Here is an 18,328-nt window from a genome sequence, read left to right on the forward strand (position 1 = left end):
TGCTCGTGGCCGAGCCTTGTGACCTCCCGGCGCATGGTGCCACCGTACTGCGGCCACACACAGCGAGACCACCTGGAACCTGTGCCTTCAGGTGGTCTCGCCATCTACTCGGTCCCCGTGCGCTGCGAAGCGGGCGGAAGCTCAGCCCACAGTTAGCTCTACACGCTGGGACGGCGCAACAAACTTAACGGCCGCGTCGAATCTCGCCAGGTGGAACGGCTCGAGCAGCGCTGGCTTCTGCCCGGTCTCGCACCACTGGGCAATAAGCTCGGCCACCGCAGGAGCTATCGCAAAGCCGTGACCGCTCCAGCCAGTAGCAAAAATTACTCCAGGCGCCGCAGGCACTGCATCAATTACTGGAATATCATCGACGCACTGCGTTTCGATGCGCGACGCATCTGTGAATGCAACCTCGGCGTCGGCGAACGCACCATAGATGCTTGCGGTCTCGCGCACAGAGGACTGCGCGTTGCCTGGCCGCGGCTGACCTGATTCTTCTCTTTGGTCCCAGATCCCACCCCGACCGCCTGTGAGCATAACCAGCCCATCTTCGATCGTCTTTGCCGCAAACGGCAGGGACTGATGCCCCATGAGGTGTGTGAAGGTGAAGTCTGTCTTTGTTTTGACCGCGGTCGCCTGGTAATTGTGCCCTGAAATAGGCAGCTCAACACCAAACAATCGGCTGAGGATCTGAGGAGTCTGATAGTTAGCGAGCAGCAGGACACGACCATCTGCCACAAACTTTTCTCCACTGGCTGAGACGACTTCGTAGCCGCTCGCTGTTGCCGCAATATCAACGACAGTGACGCCCTCACGCACGTCTGCGCCGTACAGCTGTGCGGCCCGTGCAAAGCCACGCGTGACTTCATTGTGTTCTGCTGTGCCGTCAAGCGCGCAATAGATTGCACCAGCAACGCTCTCCGCTGCCCCCGGCTCTAGCTCATCAAGAGCTTCTCGATCTAATAGCTCAGTCGGGATGCCAAACGCGCACTGTATTGCGACCCTGGTGCGCACGGCGTCAAGCCGACTCTGCTCTTCAAAAGTTTCGGCTCCCAGCAATTCAATACCGCCCACTCTGCGGTACCCCTCGTCCAGGCCAAGCTCATCGTTGAGCTCAGGCCAGATTTCGTAGGCCCGTCGCATCAGTGGGAGCTCTCGAATGTCACGCCCATTCGCGCGTACACCCCGAAGGCCGACACCCCCCGAGGCACCAGACGCCAACGTGTGCCGCTCGAGTAGAAGCACCGATGTGCCTCCCTTTGCAAGGTAGTAAGCTGCCGCGCAACCGTGAACGCCGCCCCCGACAATAATGTGGTCGTATCGCATGTTTTTTCTTGTCCTTTTCTGTTAGCGCACAACGCGCATTAGTGAATCCGAGAGATGAACTGTTGCGTTCTTAGCTCAACCGGATTTTCAAGCACCTGCTGCGGGCTACCCGTTTCTACGATTCGCCCGTCGGCCATGAAGACCACGACATCTGCGACCTCGCGAGCAAAACCAAGCTCGTGAGTCACAACCAGCATCGTCATACCAGAGCGCGCCAGCTCCTTCATTACGACCAGCACATCGTCCACAAGCTCGGGATCAAGCGCAGAAGTGGGCTCATCGAACAACATGACCTCTGGTCCCAGCGCAAGCGCACGAGCGATCGCGACTCGCTGCTGCTGACCTCCAGACAGTGACTGCGGATACACCTTCCCTTTATCGCCAAGCCCTACACGTTCCAGCAGCCTCGCAGAATTCTCATGCGCTTCTTGCGGCCGTCGACCCAAGACGTTGATCTGCGCAAAAGAAACGTTGTCGCGAACCGTGAGGTGAGGAAAGAGGTTGAACTGCTGAAACACCATTCCTACGTGGCGGCGCTGCTTGGCGGTACGAAACTCCGAAAGTTCGTGGAGCCCCGCCTCGTCTCTGCGGTAGCCGATGTATTCCCCACCGACATGAATCGAGCCACCGTCGATCGATTCAAGGTGATTCACGCAGTTGAGCAGCGTGCTCTTGCCTGAGCCTGACGGCCCAATAATGCACACGACCTGCCCACGGGCCACGTCGAGCGACACGTCATGCAACACCTGCAATGAGCCATACGACTTGGAAACCCGCTCGATCCCCACCATGACTTCGTCGTCAACACGAAGATCGACCTTCGCCGCTTGCTTGTTAACCATGGCTGTAATGCCTTTCCACAAAGTACTGCCCGACTGACAGCACCGAAACGATGACCAGATACCAAAGTGTGGCCACAATGAGCAGCGGGATCGTTTCGAACGTTCTCGAATAGATCAGTTGCGCAGAGTAGAGCAAGTCAGCGAGCGCAATGGTACTCACAAGCGCCGTGCCCTTCACCATCGAAATCAGTTCATTGCCAATCGGTGGGATGATGACACGCATTGCCTGCGGCAGCACAATTCGGAAGAACGCTAGCTGGGGCGACATTCCAAGTGCCTTGGCCGCGCGCAGCTGGCCAGCAGGCACAGCCTTAATGCCTGCGCGCACCACCTCGCCCGTGTAGGCTGCCTGACTCAGTCCGAATCCCAAGATCGCAGCGCTCCACGGCGTGATCAATGTGTTCGTGTCCCACGCAAAAAGCTCTGGTCCGAACGGCACCTTGACGACGATGTGTCGGTACAGCGCCGCAAAATTGAACCAGAAGATCAGCTGCACCAGCTGCGGCACGCTGCGGAAGAACCAGGTGTACACCCAGCTCGCACCCGATAGAAACGGGTTACCTGACAACCGCATAATGGCTAGTGCAACGCCAAGCACAAGGCCGATCGTCATGGCCACCGCAGTTAGCAGGACTGTGCGCCCGAGCCCCGAAATGATCTGAGGATGAAAAAAGTACTGCCCGACCACTGCCCACTGAAAGTTGGGGTTACGGAAGACGGAGCTAAGAGCGAGGCCACCAATCAGGATCACTACCCCGGCTAGTATCCAGGTCAGTCGCGACCTCTTCGGGAGTATCTTGAGCGGCTCGCGCTCTGTCTCTCGTTGCAGCATTAGTTGCACCATGATTTCTATTCGCTCTCAAGTTCGGGGTTCACCGTTGCCTCGGGAATCGCGTTGCCCTCGAGCCCCCACTTCGCCATAATTGCGTCGTAGGTGCCGTCATCGAGCAGTTGATTGACTGCGTCAGCAAATGGTTGCGATAGCGGTGATGCCTTTGGCAGGGCTGCCCCCATCGGGTAGGGCTCCAAGTACTCGCCGACGAGCTTCGCCTTGCCGTTGCTAACAGCCACAAAGTAGTTGATCGACGTGGCGCCGTTCCAGCTCACGTCTGTTCGGCCACTGAGCATTGCCATGTTCGTTTTATTACCATCTTCGTAAACCTGAAGGTCCACTGTTTTTCCTCCATCAGCAACGCACTTGTCACTCTGCTCTAGTGCAAAGTCTTGCTGCCTTGAGCCACGGTTCACTCCTACACTGAGCCCGCAGAGATCATCCAGGCTTTCAATCTTGATGTCTGATTCTGCGGGGGCTGCGATCCCCTGGTTTGTGAGCGCTGTGCCCACCTGATCCATAACTTCCATGCGTTCCCCGGTAATGCCGATCTGACCAAAGGCGATGTCGTATCGCTCCCCCTTCAGGCCAGGGATGATCGAGTCAAAGGAGATTTCATGAAACTCAGGCGTGAGACCTAATTTGTCGAATGCCGCTCGGGCGAGATCGACTTCCCACCCAACCAGTTTTCCGTTCTCGTCATGGAAGTCGTCAGGCGCAGACCCAACGGAGACGGCAATGCTCACTGCCCCGGAGTCGCGTAGCTCTGCTGGCAACTGCTCGGTCAAGGCATCGTCAACTTCAACGACGAAGACTTGGTCTGGGACCGGTGCCAGATCTTGCTCCGCGGCCCCGGCCCCTTCACTGCAGCTCGCCAGTAGTAGCGATGCGACCGCCGCCATGCCCACCGTTGACCCAACTCGTGCGAGTCGTGTTGTCACCCTCATTGGTGCCTCCTAGTTCATAAAATTTCGACACCCTTGTCGATTGGTGTAGCAATCATTACATAGATCGATAGAATGTAGCAATGACTACATCGCAACATTTCTCTGAGCGCGTGGCCGATGTCATAAACGACCTCACTCCGGCGCAGTCAAAGGTGATTCGCTACTTTCAAACGAATCCAACGTTGACGCTCACCCTGTCCACAGATCAACTTGCCGAGCGCCTGGGCGTGAGCTCGGCATCAGTAATTCGCTCGGCGCAATCACTCGGCTATGCCGGCCTGCCTGAGCTAAAACGCGACCTAGCCGTTGAGATCAGCCATAAAGGCGTGAGCCCTGGCACCCAATGGGAGGAGCGCCTCTACCAAAACGGCAAGGCCCCTAATAGACTCTTCGATCTACTCGGAGAAACCATCGGCCTCCTCGAAGAGGGGATAGCTGCCATCGACGCCACCACCTGGGCAAGAGCCGCCAACCGGCTCGCTTCTTCGACTCGCACCTTCGCCTACGGGTTCGAAGAAGCTGGCCACGTTGCTGACTTCCTCGCGCACGAGCTTCGATCATTTGGCTTCGATGCCATCGCCAACAACGCCACTGGCTTATCATTCGCGCCGTTCGCGTCTCTCATTCGAAACGCAGACTGTGTAGTGGTCATCTGCCCGTTGCGCATCATTCCTGAGGTGAAAGAGCTACTTCGAATCACCCATGAGGCTGGGGTCGACACGATCGTCATCACGGAAACGGTGGACTTGTCATTTGCTCATGAGTCTTCGATTGTTCTGCAAACCCCAAGCACGGTCCTGCGCAACAGTTCAAACGTCATCTTGCCGCTGCTAGTCGCATCATCGCTCGCACAAGAAGCGGCGGCTGCCGCGCCGTCGACCGCTGTCGCGGCGTACAACGAGATGCTCGACCGCCGCGACCGGCTGTAGCACTACACCCCCATGCCACCAAACGCGAGGCGGGCGGCGATGACCAGCATCACGGCGGCGACAATGCCGTCGAGAATCTGCCACGACCTGGGCGTCGCAAAGAACCTCGTCAACATGCGCGCGCTGTAACCAAGCACGAAGAACCACACGATGCTCGCGAGGGCGCCGCCCAACGCAAACCACCATTTTTCAGGATCACCCTGCGCGTTACCGATCGACCCCATGAGCACCATCGTGTCGAGGTACACGTGCGGGTTCAGGTAGGTGATCGCGAGGCACGCGAGCACCACGCGCTTCAGCGACCCCGAAGACCCAGCGGCTTCAGAAGCACCCGCACCGCCCTGGTCGACGATCATCGCCTCGGGCTTCATCGCCCGCCGCACCGCGGTCCACGCGTACCACAGCAGAAACGCGACCCCGCCCCAGCGCACAATCTCGAGCACGAGCGGCGCTCGCTCGACCACAAACCCAATGCCGGCAACGCCCAGCGTCTCAAGCACCGCATCGGTGAGCCCGCAAATCAGCACGACCGGCAGCACGTGCTCGCGCCGAATCCCCTGCCGCAGCACGAACGCGTTTTGCGCACCGATCGCCATAATCAGCGACAGCCCGCTACCAATACCGATGAGAATGGGAAGGATCACTCTCGTACGCTACGGCCCGGCGGCCCCCAACGCCTAATTGAGCGGCCCTAAACTTACTGAAGCTGCATTAGTATTGCTTCACTTAGGAGTCGCCGTGGACCTACCGATCGAGCACCTCGCCACCTTCGCCGCCATCGCGCGCGAGGGCAGCTTCGAGGCCGCCGCCGCCCGGCTGCACATCACTCCCTCCGCCGTGAGCCAGCGCGTTCGCGCAATGGAGCAGCGCGTCGGGTCCGTGCTACTGCAGCGCACACGCCCCGTGCAGGTCACGACGGCGGGCGCGACGATCTTGCGCCTCGCACGGCAGTTCGAACTGCTCGCGAGCGACGCTGCGCGAGAGCTCGGGGGCGATCCCGGCTCCGGATCGCCCATCGCCGTCGTCGTCAACGCCGACTCCCTTGCAACCTGGTTTGTGCCCGCCCTAGCGCGAGCGTCGCACCTCACCGGGGCGCGGTTTGATGTGCTGCGCGCCGACGAATCAATCTCAACCGATCGGTTGCGCAGCGGTGAAGCGATGGCGGCGCTCACCGCTACCGCCGAGGCCGTGCCCGGCTGCACCTCGACCAGGCTCGGCGTCGTGCGGTACCGCGCTGTCGCGAGCCCCGAGTTCGCGGCCGCGCACTTCACCCAGGGCACCGTGAACCGCGAAACCCTCGCGTCGGCGCCCATCGTTGAGTTCGACCGGTACGACACCTACCAGCGCAGGTTCATCGCGCTGGTGACGCGCGCCCAGATCGACCCGCCGCGCCACTTCATCCCCTCCTCTGCCGAGTTCGCGCTCGCAGTCGAACACGGCCTCGGTTGGGGCATGCTGCCCGACCTGCAGTGTGCGCAGGCACTTGCCGCAGGCCGTCTCGTCGAGCTCGTGCCAGGAAGAACGTTAGACGTGCCGCTCTACTGGCAGCGCTGGAACTTAAGCTCCCCCATGCTCGACACCCTTACCCGCGTGGTCGAAGAAGAGGCAGGGGCGGCGCTTGCGCCGTGATCCGGAGCGAAGAAACCGGGGAAGACACGCGGCCAGTGAACGGCCGCGGGAATATTATGCCGACCGGGGCGTTACATTACTCGGCATATTGTTTTGACACTCATAAGGAGCCACGTGAACCCGCGTATCGCCCAGACCAGCGCCCCCGTTCTGCCCGTTCTCGCCGAGCGCTGGAGCCCCCGCGCCTTCGACGACAGCCACACGCTGCCCGAGGGCGCACTGCGCGGCATCTTTGAGGCTGCGCGCTGGGCACCGAGCGCTGCGAACACGCAGCCGTGGCGATTCATCCTCGCGCGGCGCGGCACCGAGAGCTTCGCAAAGATTGAAGAGCAGCTCATGGGCTTCAACAAGGCGTGGGCTGGCAATGCCGCCGCGCTCATCGTGAACGTCGCCGAGATGCTCGACGACGAGGGCAAGGAGCGCACGTGGGCCGAGTACGACCTCGGCCAGGCCGTCGCGCACCTGAGCGTGCAGGCGCAGAGTGAGGGCCTGCACCTACACCAGATGGGCGGCTTTGATCGTGACGGCATCGCGGCCGCATTTGACCTCGACGCGCGCTTCAAGCCGGTGTCGATCACCGCTGTGGGGGCGCTGGGTGCCGCCGAGTCGCTGCCCGAGCCGCTGCGCGAGCGCGAGCTTGCACCGCGCACCCGCTTCGAACTCGAAGACATCGTGATCGTGCGCGACTAGCGCGCTGCTCGGGGTGCTCGGAGTACAGTAAGTCACTTCAGGCACCATTCACGCTTCAAGCATCAATACTTCACGAAAAGTGATGCTTGAAGCGTGATTGATGCCCCGGGTGCGGGCGCGAGGCGCGGCTGCGAGGCGCAGGCGCACTAGCCCGCGGTAAAGTCAGCGTCTGTGTCTTCGAGGCGCAGTGCGCGCACCAGTTCGGCCGCGTGCACGGTCGACAGAATGACGCGTGAATACTGGTCGAACTCACCCACCCAGCCGCGCTCTTCATCGGGGTGCTCAGGCCGCTCGAAATCGATCACGACGGCGTCGCGCCCCGCGCGAGCCAGTACAAAATCTCGGCCGGTGAGGTTGCGCCAGGTGCCGGCAGCGTACTTTCCGGGCACGTGCGTGCCGGGAGCTCGCACGCCGTGAATCCAAATCCACGGGTCGTCGGTGATGACAGCCGAAGCAATTGCAGCGCGCTCGAGCGTCACATCACGGCGACGCATCGTCGCCACCTTCTCGGCCGTGGTGAGCTTCACCACCACCCGGTCTTCGTAAACCTCGACGCGCGCCATCTCTAGTCCAGCGTGTCGCTCTGGTCGATGACCGACTCAACCGCCGCGATCATGGCACGCTTCGTCTCGTACAGCGGGTGCCCCAGCTCGTCGGCTTCCACCGGCAGGCCGAGCGCTGCAGCGGCTTCGACGGTGTTCTCGCCCACGCAGGCGAGCAGCGTGTCGTCGGGCAGCGTCGGAAACTGTGCAGCCACCTCTTGTGCGATCTTCGCCGACGCGACAACGATGGCGTTGATGCGCCCCGATTCGATGTCCTCGCGAATGTGCACCGAGGCGGGCACGCCAACCGTGCGAAACGCGAGCACCTGCGTTACATCGTGCCCGCGACCGATGAGCCCCTGTGTGAGTACCGGCACCGCGACGTCTGAGCGCAGCGTGAGCACGCGCAGCACCTCGCCCGTGTCGATCTCGGGCCACTCGCGCAGCAGCGCGTGGGTACTGTTTTCTTCGCTCGGCGTGCGGGTGATCCCGTAACCTGCAGCGCGAAACGCGACCGCGGTGGCCTCGCCAACAATGGCGATCTGCGTATCGGGGTGAATCACCGCGTTGTGGTGCTGCAGCACGTCGGCGACCGTCGAACTCGTGGCGGTCATCCAATCGAATTTGCCCGCTTCAAGGTCTTTCAGCGCGGCAACGAGCTTGTCTTCCTCGCGCGTGTGAGCGAAGTCAACGAGCGGCGCGATGACAGTGTGCGCGCCCTGCTCTCGAAGCGCTTTCGAGACCAGATCGCCCCAAGTTCCTCCGCGCGGGACCAGCACTCGCAGGCCACTGAGCGGTTTCGCCTCAGCCGACATAGACCCCACTCACTCGACGTTGTACATTGAATTCAGCGGTCATAAACAGCTACAACTGACCCGGCTGACGACGGAAATCCGTTGTCCCTATTCTTACCCTGCCGACCCGTTCACGCAAAACTGGGGCACGCCGAGCGTCAAACAGTAGCCGAACCGTGACCTCTCACACTGTGAACTATACGCGCTTAGAGACCGCGCGTACGACTCCCCACACCCCGAGCCCGACCACAGCTGCGACCCCCGCAACCGACGCAGCGAACACGACGGGGCGCGATCGCTTCACCTCGGCCATGCGGCGACGCGCATCGTCGATCGCTTCGTCGACGCGTCGCGCGTAGTTGAGCTGGTGGGTGAGCTGGCCAAGGGTGTTATAGAGCTCTGCCCGCGCTTTGGCGGCGTCGGCGATACCCTGCTGTTTCTCGTGCGCGTTCATCGCCAGTTCCCCTCACCATTGGCATGCGGCATATCGCCGCGCGACGCTGCCGTGTCTGCTTCAGAGTTGACGCGCACCTGCGCGAGCGCCGCCGCGTCACCCTCGAGCCGCCCGAGCGTCTCGCCCGGCACCGGGTTGCCCCGCTTGATCAGCCACACGCCACCCGCGATCGCGGCCGCCGCCAGCAGCAGCAGCGCCGCTGCGACCGTGAGCGCTGCGAGCCACCACGGCCACACGAGCGCAAGCGCTGCGATAGCTGCGATCACGAGCGCCTCGAGCATAAAGAACACGAAGAACAGCGCAATGATGATCGCGCCAATACCGATTCCGGCTTTCTTAGCCTTCGAGACAATCTCGCGCTTTGCGTTCTCGTACTCAACCTTGGCGAGGTTGATGATCTGCTGTGGCAGCCGGGCCAGCAGTTCGAAGGTGCCCGGTTCACCCTTCTTGCGGCTCACGCGTCACCCGCTTCTGTCTTGGTGGGCTTCGCCTGCTCGGCGGGTTTCGCTGACTCGGCGGGTTTCGCTGGCTCGGCGGGCGTCGCCCGCGTCGCCGCAGCGCCCGGCTTCGCAGCCCCGCCTTCTTGCATGAACGCGTTGAACGCACCCTTACCGGCGCGCGCCGCGGCAGCCTTCACCGCATCAACGCGCTCCTGTGCGGCCTCGCGCACGATGCCCACTCCGCGCTGCACCGGTGCCGTCTCCCACACAGCCTGTGCACCGCGCTTGATCTGCGCGTAGCGTTCGCGCCCTGCTCGCGTGCCCAGCACGTAGCCAACCGCAGCGCCAAAAACGAATGCGACTTTGCCCTTCATAATGCCTCCCGCCAATGGCGTTTCGTGAGTTGCAGCCAGCCTACTCGCCCAGCCTCGGGCTCGCATGCCAACTACGGAATATGTACTTACTCGGCGATTCCTGTGAGCCTTCGGCGCAGCTGCACGCTGGCCTCACGCGCGTCACCGACAGCTTCGGCAAGGGCGCCCGCGTGCACACCGCGCCCGACGAGCAGTTGCCACGGGCTCGCATCGCGTCCCTCGGCAATCTCTGCCGCGGCCGCGTCGCGCTCGGCGGCCTGCGACCACGGCGCGAGCCGCCACGACGACTGCGCCTGCGCGAGCGCTGGCACCTGCCGCCGCACGGCATCCACGCTGCTCGCCTGCGCTGCGGTAGCCTCGCTGCGCGCGAGGCCGGCGGCACCCGCGGGGCCCGCCGCCGTGACGCGCCAGCGATCCGGCGCGAGCTGCTCGTAGCGCACGGTCCAGTCACCCGCAGGGCCCTCGAGCGCTTCGATCGCTTCGATACCCGCAGTTCCGGATCCGCCCGCAGCATCCTCGAAAGCCGCAGCCGCGGCCTCAGCGAGATCGGCGGGCACTCCCGCAGCGCTACCGGTTACAGTCGCGGCAAGCACCTGCCGCCAGCGACCCTTCACCTGTGCGTCTTGAGCCACTCCGTCGTCACCCACCACGATGGCGGCCGCTTCGTACACTTCACCCTGCCGCTCGGTCACGCGCCACCGCGGCTCACCGCCGTGGCCTCCGCTCGCGGCCGCATCAGTCTGTGCGGTAGGCAGCGGAGCGACCTCTACAACCTCGCCGCCAAACTGCACGCCGTAGAGCGCAAGCCGCTCGAGCAGGGCGTCACGCAGCGCCGCCCAGCCGCCCGCGGGGGCCACCAGCGTCTCGCGCGCAACGTAGTCTTCCGCCGTCGCGAACACGGCCCCCGACAGCGACCCCGCGGTCGTGAGCGCGCCGTTGAGGCCCGGCGCTGCAATCGCTACGTCGAGCTCGCTGGCAGCGACGCCAAAGCGGTCTCGCACAAGCGGATCGACTACTCGGTCGAGCATCTGCTGCCCCATGCGGCTGCGCACGAGCGCCCCTAGTTTGGGGGTCTGGCCGATCGTGAGTACGGGGCGAATGCGGTCGACAGTGGCGCGCAGCGCGCCACGGCCTCCGAGCAGTGCGATCGAGTCGCTCGCCATCGGAACCGCGGGCAGGCCCCACACGTTCGTCGCGGGCAGTGGCAGCCAGCTTCCCGCCGCCCCGCGCAGCAGCGTGTGCGCGGGCGGCGTTGCGACAGGGGCGGCCGCCGGGAACCCGGCTGCTGTGACGGCATCCTTTTCGGGGGCGATGGGAGCAGCGACGTGCTCGAGCAGTGCGCGCAAGAGTCCCTCGGGGTCGCGCACGCCACGATCCGGAGTTGACGCAGCCGCAGCATCGCCCGCAGCCGCAGCATCGCCCGAAGCCAGCGAGCCATCGCCCGAAGCCAGCGAGCCTGCCGCCTCGGCAGGGCTCACGGGCGCGGGCCCTGCGTGCGGGGCGACGCGCACGCGCAGCCCCACCTCGGCGAGCTCGAGGGCGGCGGCGAGTTCGGGGATCCCGTGGCCTAAAACGTAGGCGTCAAGCATGGTGAGTTCCGTTCTGTGACGAGGTGGCGGCGACGGGCACCTGCACCTTGATCAGGTCGATGCGTTCGCGGCCGTGCCCGCCCTTGGTAAAGATGCGCTCGGTGAGCCAGATAAACAGGGCAAGGCCCGCCACCTCACCGATGACCCCGCCGGGGCCACCGCTCGCTTCGGTCTGCGCGGTTGAGCCGGCGAGACCCGAGGCCATGAACCCAAACGCGATGATGTTGTTGACGATGTGAATGGCCATCGCGGCCTCGAGGCCACCGGTGCGCCAGGTGAGCCACGCGGCGACGCCGCCCATCAAACCGACAGCGGCGAGACCCCAGATGTCGTAGATGTGCGCGAGCGCGAAGCCGATCGACGGCAGCAAGATGGCGAGCCACGGCGTTTTGACCCACGCTCCCAGCACCTGCATGAACAGGCCGCGAAACACGACCTCCTCGGCCGTCGCCTGAAACGGCACGAGCAGCACAACGAGCGCCATCGAGATGGCGGCCATCTGCCAGCTGTAGGAGTCGGGCAGCCCGGCGTCTGCCGCCCCCGCGACGGGCGGTTCAAGCGCCAAGCCCGCAGCGATACCCACTACGTTCATCGCGATCACCGAGAGAACGGCAGCCCCCATTAGCCTGCCCAGCAGCCCCCAGCGCAGTCGCCCGGCCACCGACCAAATGCGGCCCACCGGCTTCATGCCGAGGGTGAGCATGCCGAGAGTGACGGCGGGAATCATCACGATGATCGAAGCCATCGCAATGAACACCGAGACCGGCCGCTGCGTGTCGAGCACCGCGTCGGGGTTTACGACGATGTCGTCGAGGTAGGTCGGGTCGAACGCGAAGATCAGCGGCAGCGACAGCAGCACCACCGCGACACTAAACACGCCGAAGTAAACGCCCGACACGATCAGCAGCACAAGCGGCTTCCACCACCGGTAGTTCTCGATGCCGCGCAGCAGTCGGTGGTATTCGAGCGGCTCGGTCTCGCGGGTCTGCCACGTGAACCTTTGCGCCCAGGCCCACCGGGCCTGCTGGAGCCGCTCAACCTTTGGCGGCATCGGCGCCGCGGGCTGAAATGGCTGCGCGGCGGGCTGCTGAGGCTGCTGGGGTGCCGGATCGGGCTGGGCGGGCTGATGCTCGGGCGCCGGGTCTGCCGGAGTGCTGCTCGTCATAACGTCAATCTTCTCACCCGCATCAGGTGTAGCGGGTGAGAAGATCGGCGTGTGCCCGGTTCACGGGCGTGGCGTTACGCGTGACACAACGCGTGGCGTTACGCGTGACGCAACGCTTGGCGTTACGCGCCGCGCAGGCGCTCTGCCAGGTAGGCGTACAGGTTTGCGACGGGCACGCGCTCCTGCTGCATGGTGTCGCGCTCGCGCACGGTGACCGCGTTATCGTCGAGCGAATCGAAGTCGACCGTGACGCAGAACGGCGTGCCGATCTCGTCCTGGCGACGGTAGCGGCGGCCAATCGCGCCCGAGTCGTCGAAGTCGATGTTCCAGTCCTCGCGCAGGTCTGCGGCGAGCTCGCGCGCCATGGGCGAAAGCTTCTCGTTGCGGCTCAGCGGCAGCACGGCGACCTTGATGGGCGCAAGGCGGGGGTCGAGGCCCAGCACGGTGCGCTTATCGGTGCCGCCCTTCGCGTTGGGCACCTCTTCTTCACGGTACGCATCAACGAGAAACGCCATGACCGAGCGGGTCAGACCCGCCGCGGGCTCGATGACGTAGGGCGTGTAACGCGCATCGTTGGTCTGGTCGAAGAAGTTCAGGTCTTTACCCGAGTGCTCCGAGTGCGTCTTGAGGTCGTAGTCGGTGCGGTTCGCGATGCCCTCAAGCTCGCCCCACTCGCTGCCGGTAAAACCAAAGCGGTACTCGATGTCGGTCGTCTGCTTCGAGTAGTGCGACAGCTTCTCTTTCGGGTGGTCGTAGAAGCGCAGGTTCTCGGGGTTGATGCCGAGGCCGGTGTACCACGCCATGCGCTCGTCCATCCAGTACTGCTGCCACTCGTCGTCGGTGCCGGGCTCGACGAAGAACTCCATCTCCATCTGCTCGAACTCGCGGGTCCTAAAGATGAAGTTGCCGGGCGTGATCTCGTTTCTGAAGCTCTTGCCGATCTGGCCGATGCCAAACGGGGGCTTCATACGCGACGCCTGCAGCACGTTCGCGAAGTTCACAAAGATGCCCTGCGCGGTCTCGGGGCGCAGGTAGTGCATGCCCTGCTCGTCGTCGACGGGGCCGAGGTAGGTCTTCAAGAGGCCCGAGAACGCGCGCGGCTCGGTCCACTGGCCACGAGTGCCGCAGTTGGCGCACACGATGTCGGCCATGCCGTTCTCGGGTACGCGGCCCTTCTTCTCTTCGAAGGCTTCAAGCAGGTGGTCTTCACGCTGGCGCTTGTGGCAGCTCAGGCACTCCACGAGCGGGTCGCTAAACACCTCGACGTGGCCCGAAGCCTCCCACACCTTCTTCGGCAAAATGACGCTCGAGTCGATACCGACAACGTCATCTCGCTTCTGCACCATCGTCTTCCACCACTGGCGCTTGATGTTCTCTTTCAGCGCGGTGCCGAGCGGGCCGTAGTCCCACGCCGAGCGAGATCCACCGTAGATCTCACCCGCCTGAAACACGAAGCCGCGGTGGCGGGCGAGGGCGATGACCTTATCGAGGCGGGACTGTTCAGCCATGTGTTTTATCACTCCAAGGGGCAAGCGGGGATCTTGGGAACGCGCGCCGAGACTTCGGCGCACTCCCGGTCAAGTCTACCCGCGCGCGCTCATGCCCCTGGGTATTAGCATGGAAGGCCCATGAGCACACCCATCGGCCGCATCCTGCTGCGCTTCGCACCCGCGATCTACGGCCCCACGGTGCTGTTCGCCGTGGGTGAGGGCGCCATCATTCCGGTGCTGCCGGTGCTGGCGACGCGGCTCGGGGCCGACGTCGCCCTCGCGACGCTCATCGCCGCGATGCTCGTGATCGGCCAGCTACTCGGCAATCTGCCCGCCGGATGGGCCGTCGCCCGCTTCGGCGAGCGCCGCTCGATGGCCGTATCGGGTGTGCTTGCGCTGGTGGGCACGGCGGGCGCGGCTGCCGCCCCCACCCTGTTTTTGCTCGCTGCCTCAACGCTTGTTATCGGCCTGAGCGCTGCCGTGTTTGGCCTCGCCCGGCACGCCTTCTTGACGATCCACGTGCCCGTGCAGATGCGGGCGCGCGCCCTCGCGGTGCTCGCCGGCACCTTTCGTTTTGGCACGTTTACGGGCCCGTTCATCGCGGCGGGGCTACTGGCGACAATGGGTAGCCCCGCATGGACCATGTGGTTCTTCGCGGGGTGCCTCGCGCTCACGATCGCGCTCGTTCTGATCGCGCGCGAGCCCGACATGCCGCCGCAGGCTCGGGGGCAGGCTGCCCCCGCGATTCTCGATCCGGATCACGCCTCGCCATCGCCGCAGCATCGCCCGCGCGCGAGCTCCGAGCAGGCAGCCGCCGTCGCGGGTGCGCCCGTCGGCCCCGAGCCTGACAGCCCAGAGCCCACGGGCGTGTTTGCGACGATGGCGCGCCACCGCGGGGTGCTCGCCAGGCTCGGGCTGTCGGCCGCGGCGCTCGCGGCGCTGAGGTCGGCGCGGCAGGTGCTGATTCCAGTGTGGGGCATTGCGATCGGCGCAGACGCCGGCACCATCGCGCTCGTCACCGGGATCTCGGGGGCGTGTGATTTCGCGCTGTTCTACGCGAGCGGGCAGATCACCGACCGCTTTGGCCGGTTGTGGGCGACGACGCCCGCGATGGTGTTGATGGGCGCAGGTCTCATCGTGCTCGCCTTCACCGCCGACCTGGCGAACGCGACGGGCTGGTGGCTGGCGATCGGCGCCGTGCTGGGCGTGGGCAACGGTCTCTCAAGCGGGCTGCTGCTCACCCTGGGCTCAGACCTCGCGCCGCGCGGCAACCCTGCCCCGTTCTTTGGCTCCTGGCACACGATCAGTGACGCGGGCGGCGCGGCAGCTCCGCTGATCATCGCGGGGGTGGCGGCCGTGTCGCTGCCCGCCGCGGCTGCCGTGATGGGCGCCGTGGGGCTGCTCGGTGCGGTTGGATTCTTGCGCTGGATCCCGCGCTACGTGCCGCGCCGCCGGTAGCGGCCGGTAGCCGGCGGTTGTCGGGCGCCGGCCTGGCCCGTGGCTCCTGGCCGCCGCCGAAAATATGCGCGACAATTTCCGTCTAAGGCAGGGCGTAAAACGGAACTTGTCGCGCATATTTTCGATGGTGGACGCTGCTGCGTGGATTCAGCGACTCCCCCGTCGCGCAGAATGACGAGAGGGGGTGAGACCATCGCGCAGAATGACGAGGGGCGCCCGCCCCTCCCCCGTCATTCTGCGCGAAGCGAGCCTGCACACACCCACCCGTCATTCTGCGCGGAGCGAGCCTGCGAGCGCAGTCGCAGAATCCAGAACCGAGAGCGGCTACTCGGCGACGAAGTACATGCGCTTATTAGCGAACTCGCCGATGCCCAGTGGGCCCATCTCGCGGCCAAAGCCCGAGCGCTTCACGCCGCCGAAGGGAATTTCGGCGGCCTCAGCGGCGATCGTGTTGACGTGCGACATGCCCACCTCGAGACGCGAGGCGATGCGCGCCGCGCGTGCCTCATCGGTCGAGAACACCGAGCCGCCCAGGCCCAGTGCGCAGTCGTTCGCGAGTTCAAGCGCCTCTTCGTCGCTCGATACACGGTAGACCGTGGCGACGGGGCCGAAGATCTCTTCGCGGTACGACACCGAGTCGCGGGGCACGTCGACGAGCACGGTCGGCGAGTAGTACGCCGCGGGGCCGTCTGACAGCACGCCGCCGGCGAGCACGCGAGCGCCCTCTTCGACAGCCTTCCTGACCTGCGCGTCGACCGTCTCGGCCGCGGCGCGGGTCGACATCGGCACGTACTCGCCCTCGCTCAGGTTCAGCTGGTCGCCGGGCGTCAGGCCGTCAGCGAGCTTCACGAGCTCGGCCACGAACTCGTCGTAAATGTCGTCCATCACGATCATGCGCTTGTTCGAGTTGCACACCTGACCGACGTTGTAGGTACGAAACTCCCACGCGGTCTTGGCGATCTCGGCGACGTTGTCTGAGTCGAGTACGACCATCGCGTCGATGCCGCCGAGCTCAAGCACGGCCTTCTTCAGGTTCGCACCCGCCTGCGCGCCAATGATCGAGCCCGCACGCTCGGAGCCGGTGAGCGAGACGCCCTGCACGCGGGGGTCTGCGATCATGGTGGCGATCTGGTCGTGCGAGGCAAACAGTGCCTGGTAGCCGCCGACGGGCACGCCCGCCTGCTCCATGATCTCTTGCATCACAAGGTTCGACTTCGCGCAGATGTCGGCGTGCTTGAGCAGAATCGTGTTGCCCAAGAGCAGGTTGGGGGCAGCGAAGCGTGCCACCTGGTAGTACGGAAAGTTCCAGGGCATGACGCCCAGCAGCGCGCCCACCGAGACGTGCTCGATGATGGCTTTGCCGGGGATCGTACTGGGAATCTCGTAGTCGGTGATGAGCGCGGGGCCGTGCACCGCGTAGTACTCAATAATGTCGCGCGCAAACTCGACCTCGTCGATCGACTCTGCGATCGACTTGCCCATCTCGAGCGCGATGATGCCCGCAAGCTCGTCCTTGCGCTCCTCGAAAATCTCGGCGACGCGCTTTACGACCTGTGCGCGCTCCTGCACGCTGCGCTCGCGCCACTCGCGGTAGACGGCGTCAGAACTGGCAAGCGCCTGCTCGATCTGCGCGTCGGTAGCCTGTTCGAAGGTCTCGACAATCTCGCCCGTAGCGGGGTTTTGAACTCGATACTTCGCCATTGTTTATCGTTTCCTGTCTCAACTGTGACAGCGCACGGTCATCGTGGCTGCCCCTCTATCGTGACACCACAGGCTAAGAAATGGCAGTGCGAAAGCATCGTCGGGGCGTCGATTCGCTACGAATCCGTGCCCTAGTTGCCGAGATCAATGAGGTTTTCGGGGGTTTCGCCCGCCTTCAACCGTTCAATCTGGCGCACAATCAACGCAGACATGCGCGGCATCATCGCGTTCGAATCGCCGCCAACGTGCGGTGTCACAATGAGCCCCGGGCAGTCCCACAGCGGGTGCTCGGCGGGCAGCGGCTCGGGGTCTGTGACGTCGAGGGCCGCGCGCAACCTGCCCGAGTTCAGCTCGGCGATCAGCGCGTCGGTGTCGACAACCGGGCCGCGGGCCACGTTTACGACCAGCGCACCGTCGGGCAGCGCGGCGAGCTGCTCGGCGCCGACAAGCCCCTTCGTGTCATCGGTGAGCGGCACCCCAATGATCACGATGTCGGTGTCGCGCAGCCGCTCGGTGAGCTCGCTCAGTGGATACACGGGCACGAGCTCACCCGCGGGACCGGGTTGCTGGCGCGCCGAGCGCGCTACTCGGATCACCTCGACCTCGAAGCCCTGCAACCGGGCGTCAACCGCCTTACCCACCCCGCCGTAACCGAGGATCATCACGCGGCGATCGGCGAGGCTGGGGAGTGAGTGCAGCTGCCAAGTGCGCTTGTCGCCCTGGCGAATAAACGTGTCGAGCCCGCGCTGCGATGCGAGGGTGAGCGCGAGGGCGAGCTCAGCGGTCGATCCCTCGTGCACGGTGGCGGCGTTCGCGAACGGCAGCCCCGCGGGCAGGTGCCGCGCGACTCCGTTGTAGCCGATCGACTGCCACTGCACGAGACGCGCCTTAACACTGCCGAGGTTCGCCAACCTGCGCGCGCCGCCCCAGTAGGGCGGCACAACGATATCGATGTGCGCCTCGGGGGCGGGGCCGTCGACATTCCACTCGATAAACCGCACTTCGGGCGACTCCCCCAGCCGCTGGTGCAGGGCCTCGACAAGGCTCGGATCGCTCGGCAGTGACACGACAAACTCGCTCATAAATTTGAGTCTACCGACCTGCTCTGTTGATCAGGTATTCTGGT

General features: G+C 64.3%; 19 protein-coding genes. 4 read left to right on the forward strand and 15 right to left on the reverse strand.

All coding sequences use genetic code 11. The annotated features are described in order from the left end of the window. Positions 1 to 141: 141 nt before the first annotated feature. The 4 genes from ACXR2W_RS11640 to ACXR2W_RS11655 all read right to left on the reverse strand — a co-directional run bounded on the left by ACXR2W_RS11640 (position 142) and on the right by ACXR2W_RS11655 (position 3,947). Positions 142 to 1,326, reverse strand: coding sequence for an NAD(P)/FAD-dependent oxidoreductase (locus tag ACXR2W_RS11640; protein ID WP_458815912.1), 1,185 nt, complete (start codon positions 1,324 to 1,326; stop codon positions 142 to 144). Between the two features lie 38 nt (positions 1,327 to 1,364). After that, positions 1,365 to 2,168 carry an amino acid ABC transporter ATP-binding protein gene (locus tag ACXR2W_RS11645; protein WP_458815910.1) on the reverse strand — a complete coding sequence of 268 codons (804 nt, stop codon included), beginning with the start codon at positions 2,166 to 2,168 and terminating at the stop codon, positions 1,365 to 1,367. Then, positions 2,161 to 2,919 carry an amino acid ABC transporter permease gene (locus tag ACXR2W_RS11650; RefSeq protein WP_458815908.1) on the reverse strand — a complete coding sequence of 253 codons (759 nt, stop codon included), beginning with the start codon at positions 2,917 to 2,919 and terminating at the stop codon, positions 2,161 to 2,163. Before ACXR2W_RS11650 ends, ACXR2W_RS11645 begins: the two co-directional genes overlap by 8 nt. Positions 2,920 to 3,017: 98 nt before the next feature. Continuing rightward, positions 3,018 to 3,947 (reverse strand): ABC transporter substrate-binding protein, encoded by a 930-nt coding sequence (locus ACXR2W_RS11655; protein WP_458815906.1) that lies wholly within the window; start codon positions 3,945 to 3,947, stop codon positions 3,018 to 3,020. Positions 3,948 to 4,057: 110 nt separating this feature from the next. Between ACXR2W_RS11655 and ACXR2W_RS11660 the strand changes: the two genes are divergently transcribed. Then, complete coding sequence (locus tag ACXR2W_RS11660) at positions 4,058 to 4,876, forward strand: MurR/RpiR family transcriptional regulator (RefSeq protein ID WP_458815904.1); 819 nt, start codon at positions 4,058 to 4,060, stop codon at positions 4,874 to 4,876. Positions 4,877 to 4,878: 2 nt separating this feature from the next. Here the strand turns inward: ACXR2W_RS11660 and ACXR2W_RS11665 are convergent, their stop codons facing one another. After that, positions 4,879 to 5,520 (reverse strand): LysE/ArgO family amino acid transporter, encoded by a 642-nt coding sequence (locus ACXR2W_RS11665; protein WP_458815902.1) that lies wholly within the window; start codon positions 5,518 to 5,520, stop codon positions 4,879 to 4,881. A 94-nt stretch (positions 5,521 to 5,614) separates the two neighbouring features. On the opposite strand from ACXR2W_RS11665, the gene ACXR2W_RS11670 reads away from it, so the two are divergent. Next, positions 5,615 to 6,505 (forward strand): LysR family transcriptional regulator ArgP, encoded by an 891-nt coding sequence (locus tag ACXR2W_RS11670; RefSeq protein WP_458815900.1) that lies wholly within the window; start codon positions 5,615 to 5,617, stop codon positions 6,503 to 6,505. 114 nt (positions 6,506 to 6,619) lie between these two features. Next, on the forward strand, positions 6,620 to 7,195 hold the full coding sequence (locus tag ACXR2W_RS11675) for a nitroreductase family protein (protein ID WP_458815898.1): 576 nt from the start codon (positions 6,620 to 6,622) through the stop codon (positions 7,193 to 7,195). A 146-nt stretch (positions 7,196 to 7,341) separates the two neighbouring features. Here the strand turns inward: ACXR2W_RS11675 and ACXR2W_RS11680 are convergent, their stop codons facing one another. The 8 genes from ACXR2W_RS11680 to ACXR2W_RS11715 all read right to left on the reverse strand — a co-directional run bounded on the left by ACXR2W_RS11680 (position 7,342) and on the right by ACXR2W_RS11715 (position 14,061). After that, positions 7,342 to 7,758, reverse strand: a complete 417-nt coding sequence (locus ACXR2W_RS11680; RefSeq protein WP_458815896.1) for a hypothetical protein — start codon at positions 7,756 to 7,758, stop codon at positions 7,342 to 7,344. Positions 7,759 to 7,760: 2 nt separating this feature from the next. After that, positions 7,761 to 8,552: a uroporphyrinogen-III synthase gene (locus tag ACXR2W_RS11685; RefSeq protein WP_458815894.1), complete on the reverse strand. Its 792-nt coding sequence runs from the start codon at positions 8,550 to 8,552 to the stop codon at positions 7,761 to 7,763. 175 nt (positions 8,553 to 8,727) lie between these two features. Next, positions 8,728 to 8,985 (reverse strand): DUF3618 domain-containing protein, encoded by a 258-nt coding sequence (locus ACXR2W_RS11690; RefSeq protein ID WP_458815892.1) that lies wholly within the window; start codon positions 8,983 to 8,985, stop codon positions 8,728 to 8,730. Beyond that, entirely contained in the window at positions 8,982 to 9,443 is a 462-nt protein-coding gene (locus ACXR2W_RS11695; RefSeq protein WP_458815890.1) for a phage holin family protein, read from the reverse strand. The genes ACXR2W_RS11690 and ACXR2W_RS11695 overlap by 4 nt, the downstream gene beginning before the upstream one ends. Beyond that, positions 9,440 to 9,799 (reverse strand): YtxH domain-containing protein, encoded by a 360-nt coding sequence (locus ACXR2W_RS11700; RefSeq protein ID WP_458815888.1) that lies wholly within the window; start codon positions 9,797 to 9,799, stop codon positions 9,440 to 9,442. The genes ACXR2W_RS11695 and ACXR2W_RS11700 overlap by 4 nt, the downstream gene beginning before the upstream one ends. A gap of 86 nt (positions 9,800 to 9,885) precedes the next feature. After that, entirely contained in the window at positions 9,886 to 11,388 is a 1,503-nt protein-coding gene (locus ACXR2W_RS11705; protein ID WP_458815886.1) for a hypothetical protein, read from the reverse strand. Further along, positions 11,381 to 12,553: a CPBP family intramembrane glutamic endopeptidase gene (locus ACXR2W_RS11710; protein WP_458815884.1), complete on the reverse strand. Its 1,173-nt coding sequence runs from the start codon at positions 12,551 to 12,553 to the stop codon at positions 11,381 to 11,383. Before ACXR2W_RS11710 ends, ACXR2W_RS11705 begins: the two co-directional genes overlap by 8 nt. 122 nt (positions 12,554 to 12,675) lie before the next feature. Further along, the gene (locus ACXR2W_RS11715; protein ID WP_458815882.1) at positions 12,676 to 14,061 is read right to left on the reverse strand and encodes a glycine--tRNA ligase; all 1,386 of its coding nucleotides are present in this window, start codon (positions 14,059 to 14,061) and stop codon (positions 12,676 to 12,678) included. Between the two features lie 120 nt (positions 14,062 to 14,181). Here ACXR2W_RS11715 and ACXR2W_RS11720 point away from each other — a divergent pair, with 120 nt between their 5' ends. Beyond that, positions 14,182 to 15,501, forward strand: coding sequence for an MFS transporter (locus ACXR2W_RS11720; RefSeq protein WP_458815880.1), 1,320 nt, complete (start codon positions 14,182 to 14,184; stop codon positions 15,499 to 15,501). Positions 15,502 to 15,825: 324 nt separating this feature from the next. On the opposite strand, the gene ACXR2W_RS11725 is transcribed toward ACXR2W_RS11720, so the two are convergent. Both ACXR2W_RS11725 and ACXR2W_RS11730 read right to left on the reverse strand, forming a co-directional pair. Next, a complete protein-coding gene (locus ACXR2W_RS11725; protein WP_458815878.1) occupies positions 15,826 to 17,202 on the reverse strand; it encodes an NAD-dependent succinate-semialdehyde dehydrogenase in 1,377 nt (458 codons plus the stop codon). A gap of 131 nt (positions 17,203 to 17,333) precedes the next feature. Next, positions 17,334 to 18,284: a 2-hydroxyacid dehydrogenase gene (locus tag ACXR2W_RS11730; RefSeq protein ID WP_458815876.1), complete on the reverse strand. Its 951-nt coding sequence runs from the start codon at positions 18,282 to 18,284 to the stop codon at positions 17,334 to 17,336. Positions 18,285 to 18,328 lie beyond the last annotated feature (44 nt).

It is taken from the genome of Leucobacter faecis (assembly GCF_054456695.2).

Coding starts and splice junctions, on each gene's coding strand:
- ACXR2W_RS11640 (WP_458815912.1), bottom strand. CDS start 1,326: ATGCGATACGACCACATTATTGTCGGGGGCGGCGTTCACGGTTGCGCG.
- ACXR2W_RS11645 (WP_458815910.1), bottom strand. CDS start 2,168: ATGGTTAACAAGCAAGCGGCGAAGGTCGATCTTCGTGTTGACGACGAA.
- ACXR2W_RS11655 (WP_458815906.1), bottom strand. CDS start 3,947: ATGAGGGTGACAACACGACTCGCACGAGTTGGGTCAACGGTGGGCATG.
- ACXR2W_RS11680 (WP_458815896.1), bottom strand. CDS start 7,758: ATGGCGCGCGTCGAGGTTTACGAAGACCGGGTGGTGGTGAAGCTCACC.
- ACXR2W_RS11685 (WP_458815894.1), bottom strand. CDS start 8,552: ATGTCGGCTGAGGCGAAACCGCTCAGTGGCCTGCGAGTGCTGGTCCCG.
- ACXR2W_RS11690 (WP_458815892.1), bottom strand. CDS start 8,985: ATGAACGCGCACGAGAAACAGCAGGGTATCGCCGACGCCGCCAAAGCG.
- ACXR2W_RS11700 (WP_458815888.1), bottom strand. CDS start 9,799: ATGAAGGGCAAAGTCGCATTCGTTTTTGGCGCTGCGGTTGGCTACGTG.
- ACXR2W_RS11705 (WP_458815886.1), bottom strand. CDS start 11,388: ATGCTTGACGCCTACGTTTTAGGCCACGGGATCCCCGAACTCGCCGCC.
- ACXR2W_RS11710 (WP_458815884.1), bottom strand. CDS start 12,553: ATGACGAGCAGCACTCCGGCAGACCCGGCGCCCGAGCATCAGCCCGCC.
- ACXR2W_RS11715 (WP_458815882.1), bottom strand. CDS start 14,061: ATGGCTGAACAGTCCCGCCTCGATAAGGTCATCGCCCTCGCCCGCCAC.
- ACXR2W_RS11720 (WP_458815880.1), top strand. CDS start 14,182: ATGAGCACACCCATCGGCCGCATCCTGCTGCGCTTCGCACCCGCGATC.
- ACXR2W_RS11725 (WP_458815878.1), bottom strand. CDS start 17,202: ATGGCGAAGTATCGAGTTCAAAACCCCGCTACGGGCGAGATTGTCGAG.
- ACXR2W_RS11730 (WP_458815876.1), bottom strand. CDS start 18,284: ATGAGCGAGTTTGTCGTGTCACTGCCGAGCGATCCGAGCCTTGTCGAG.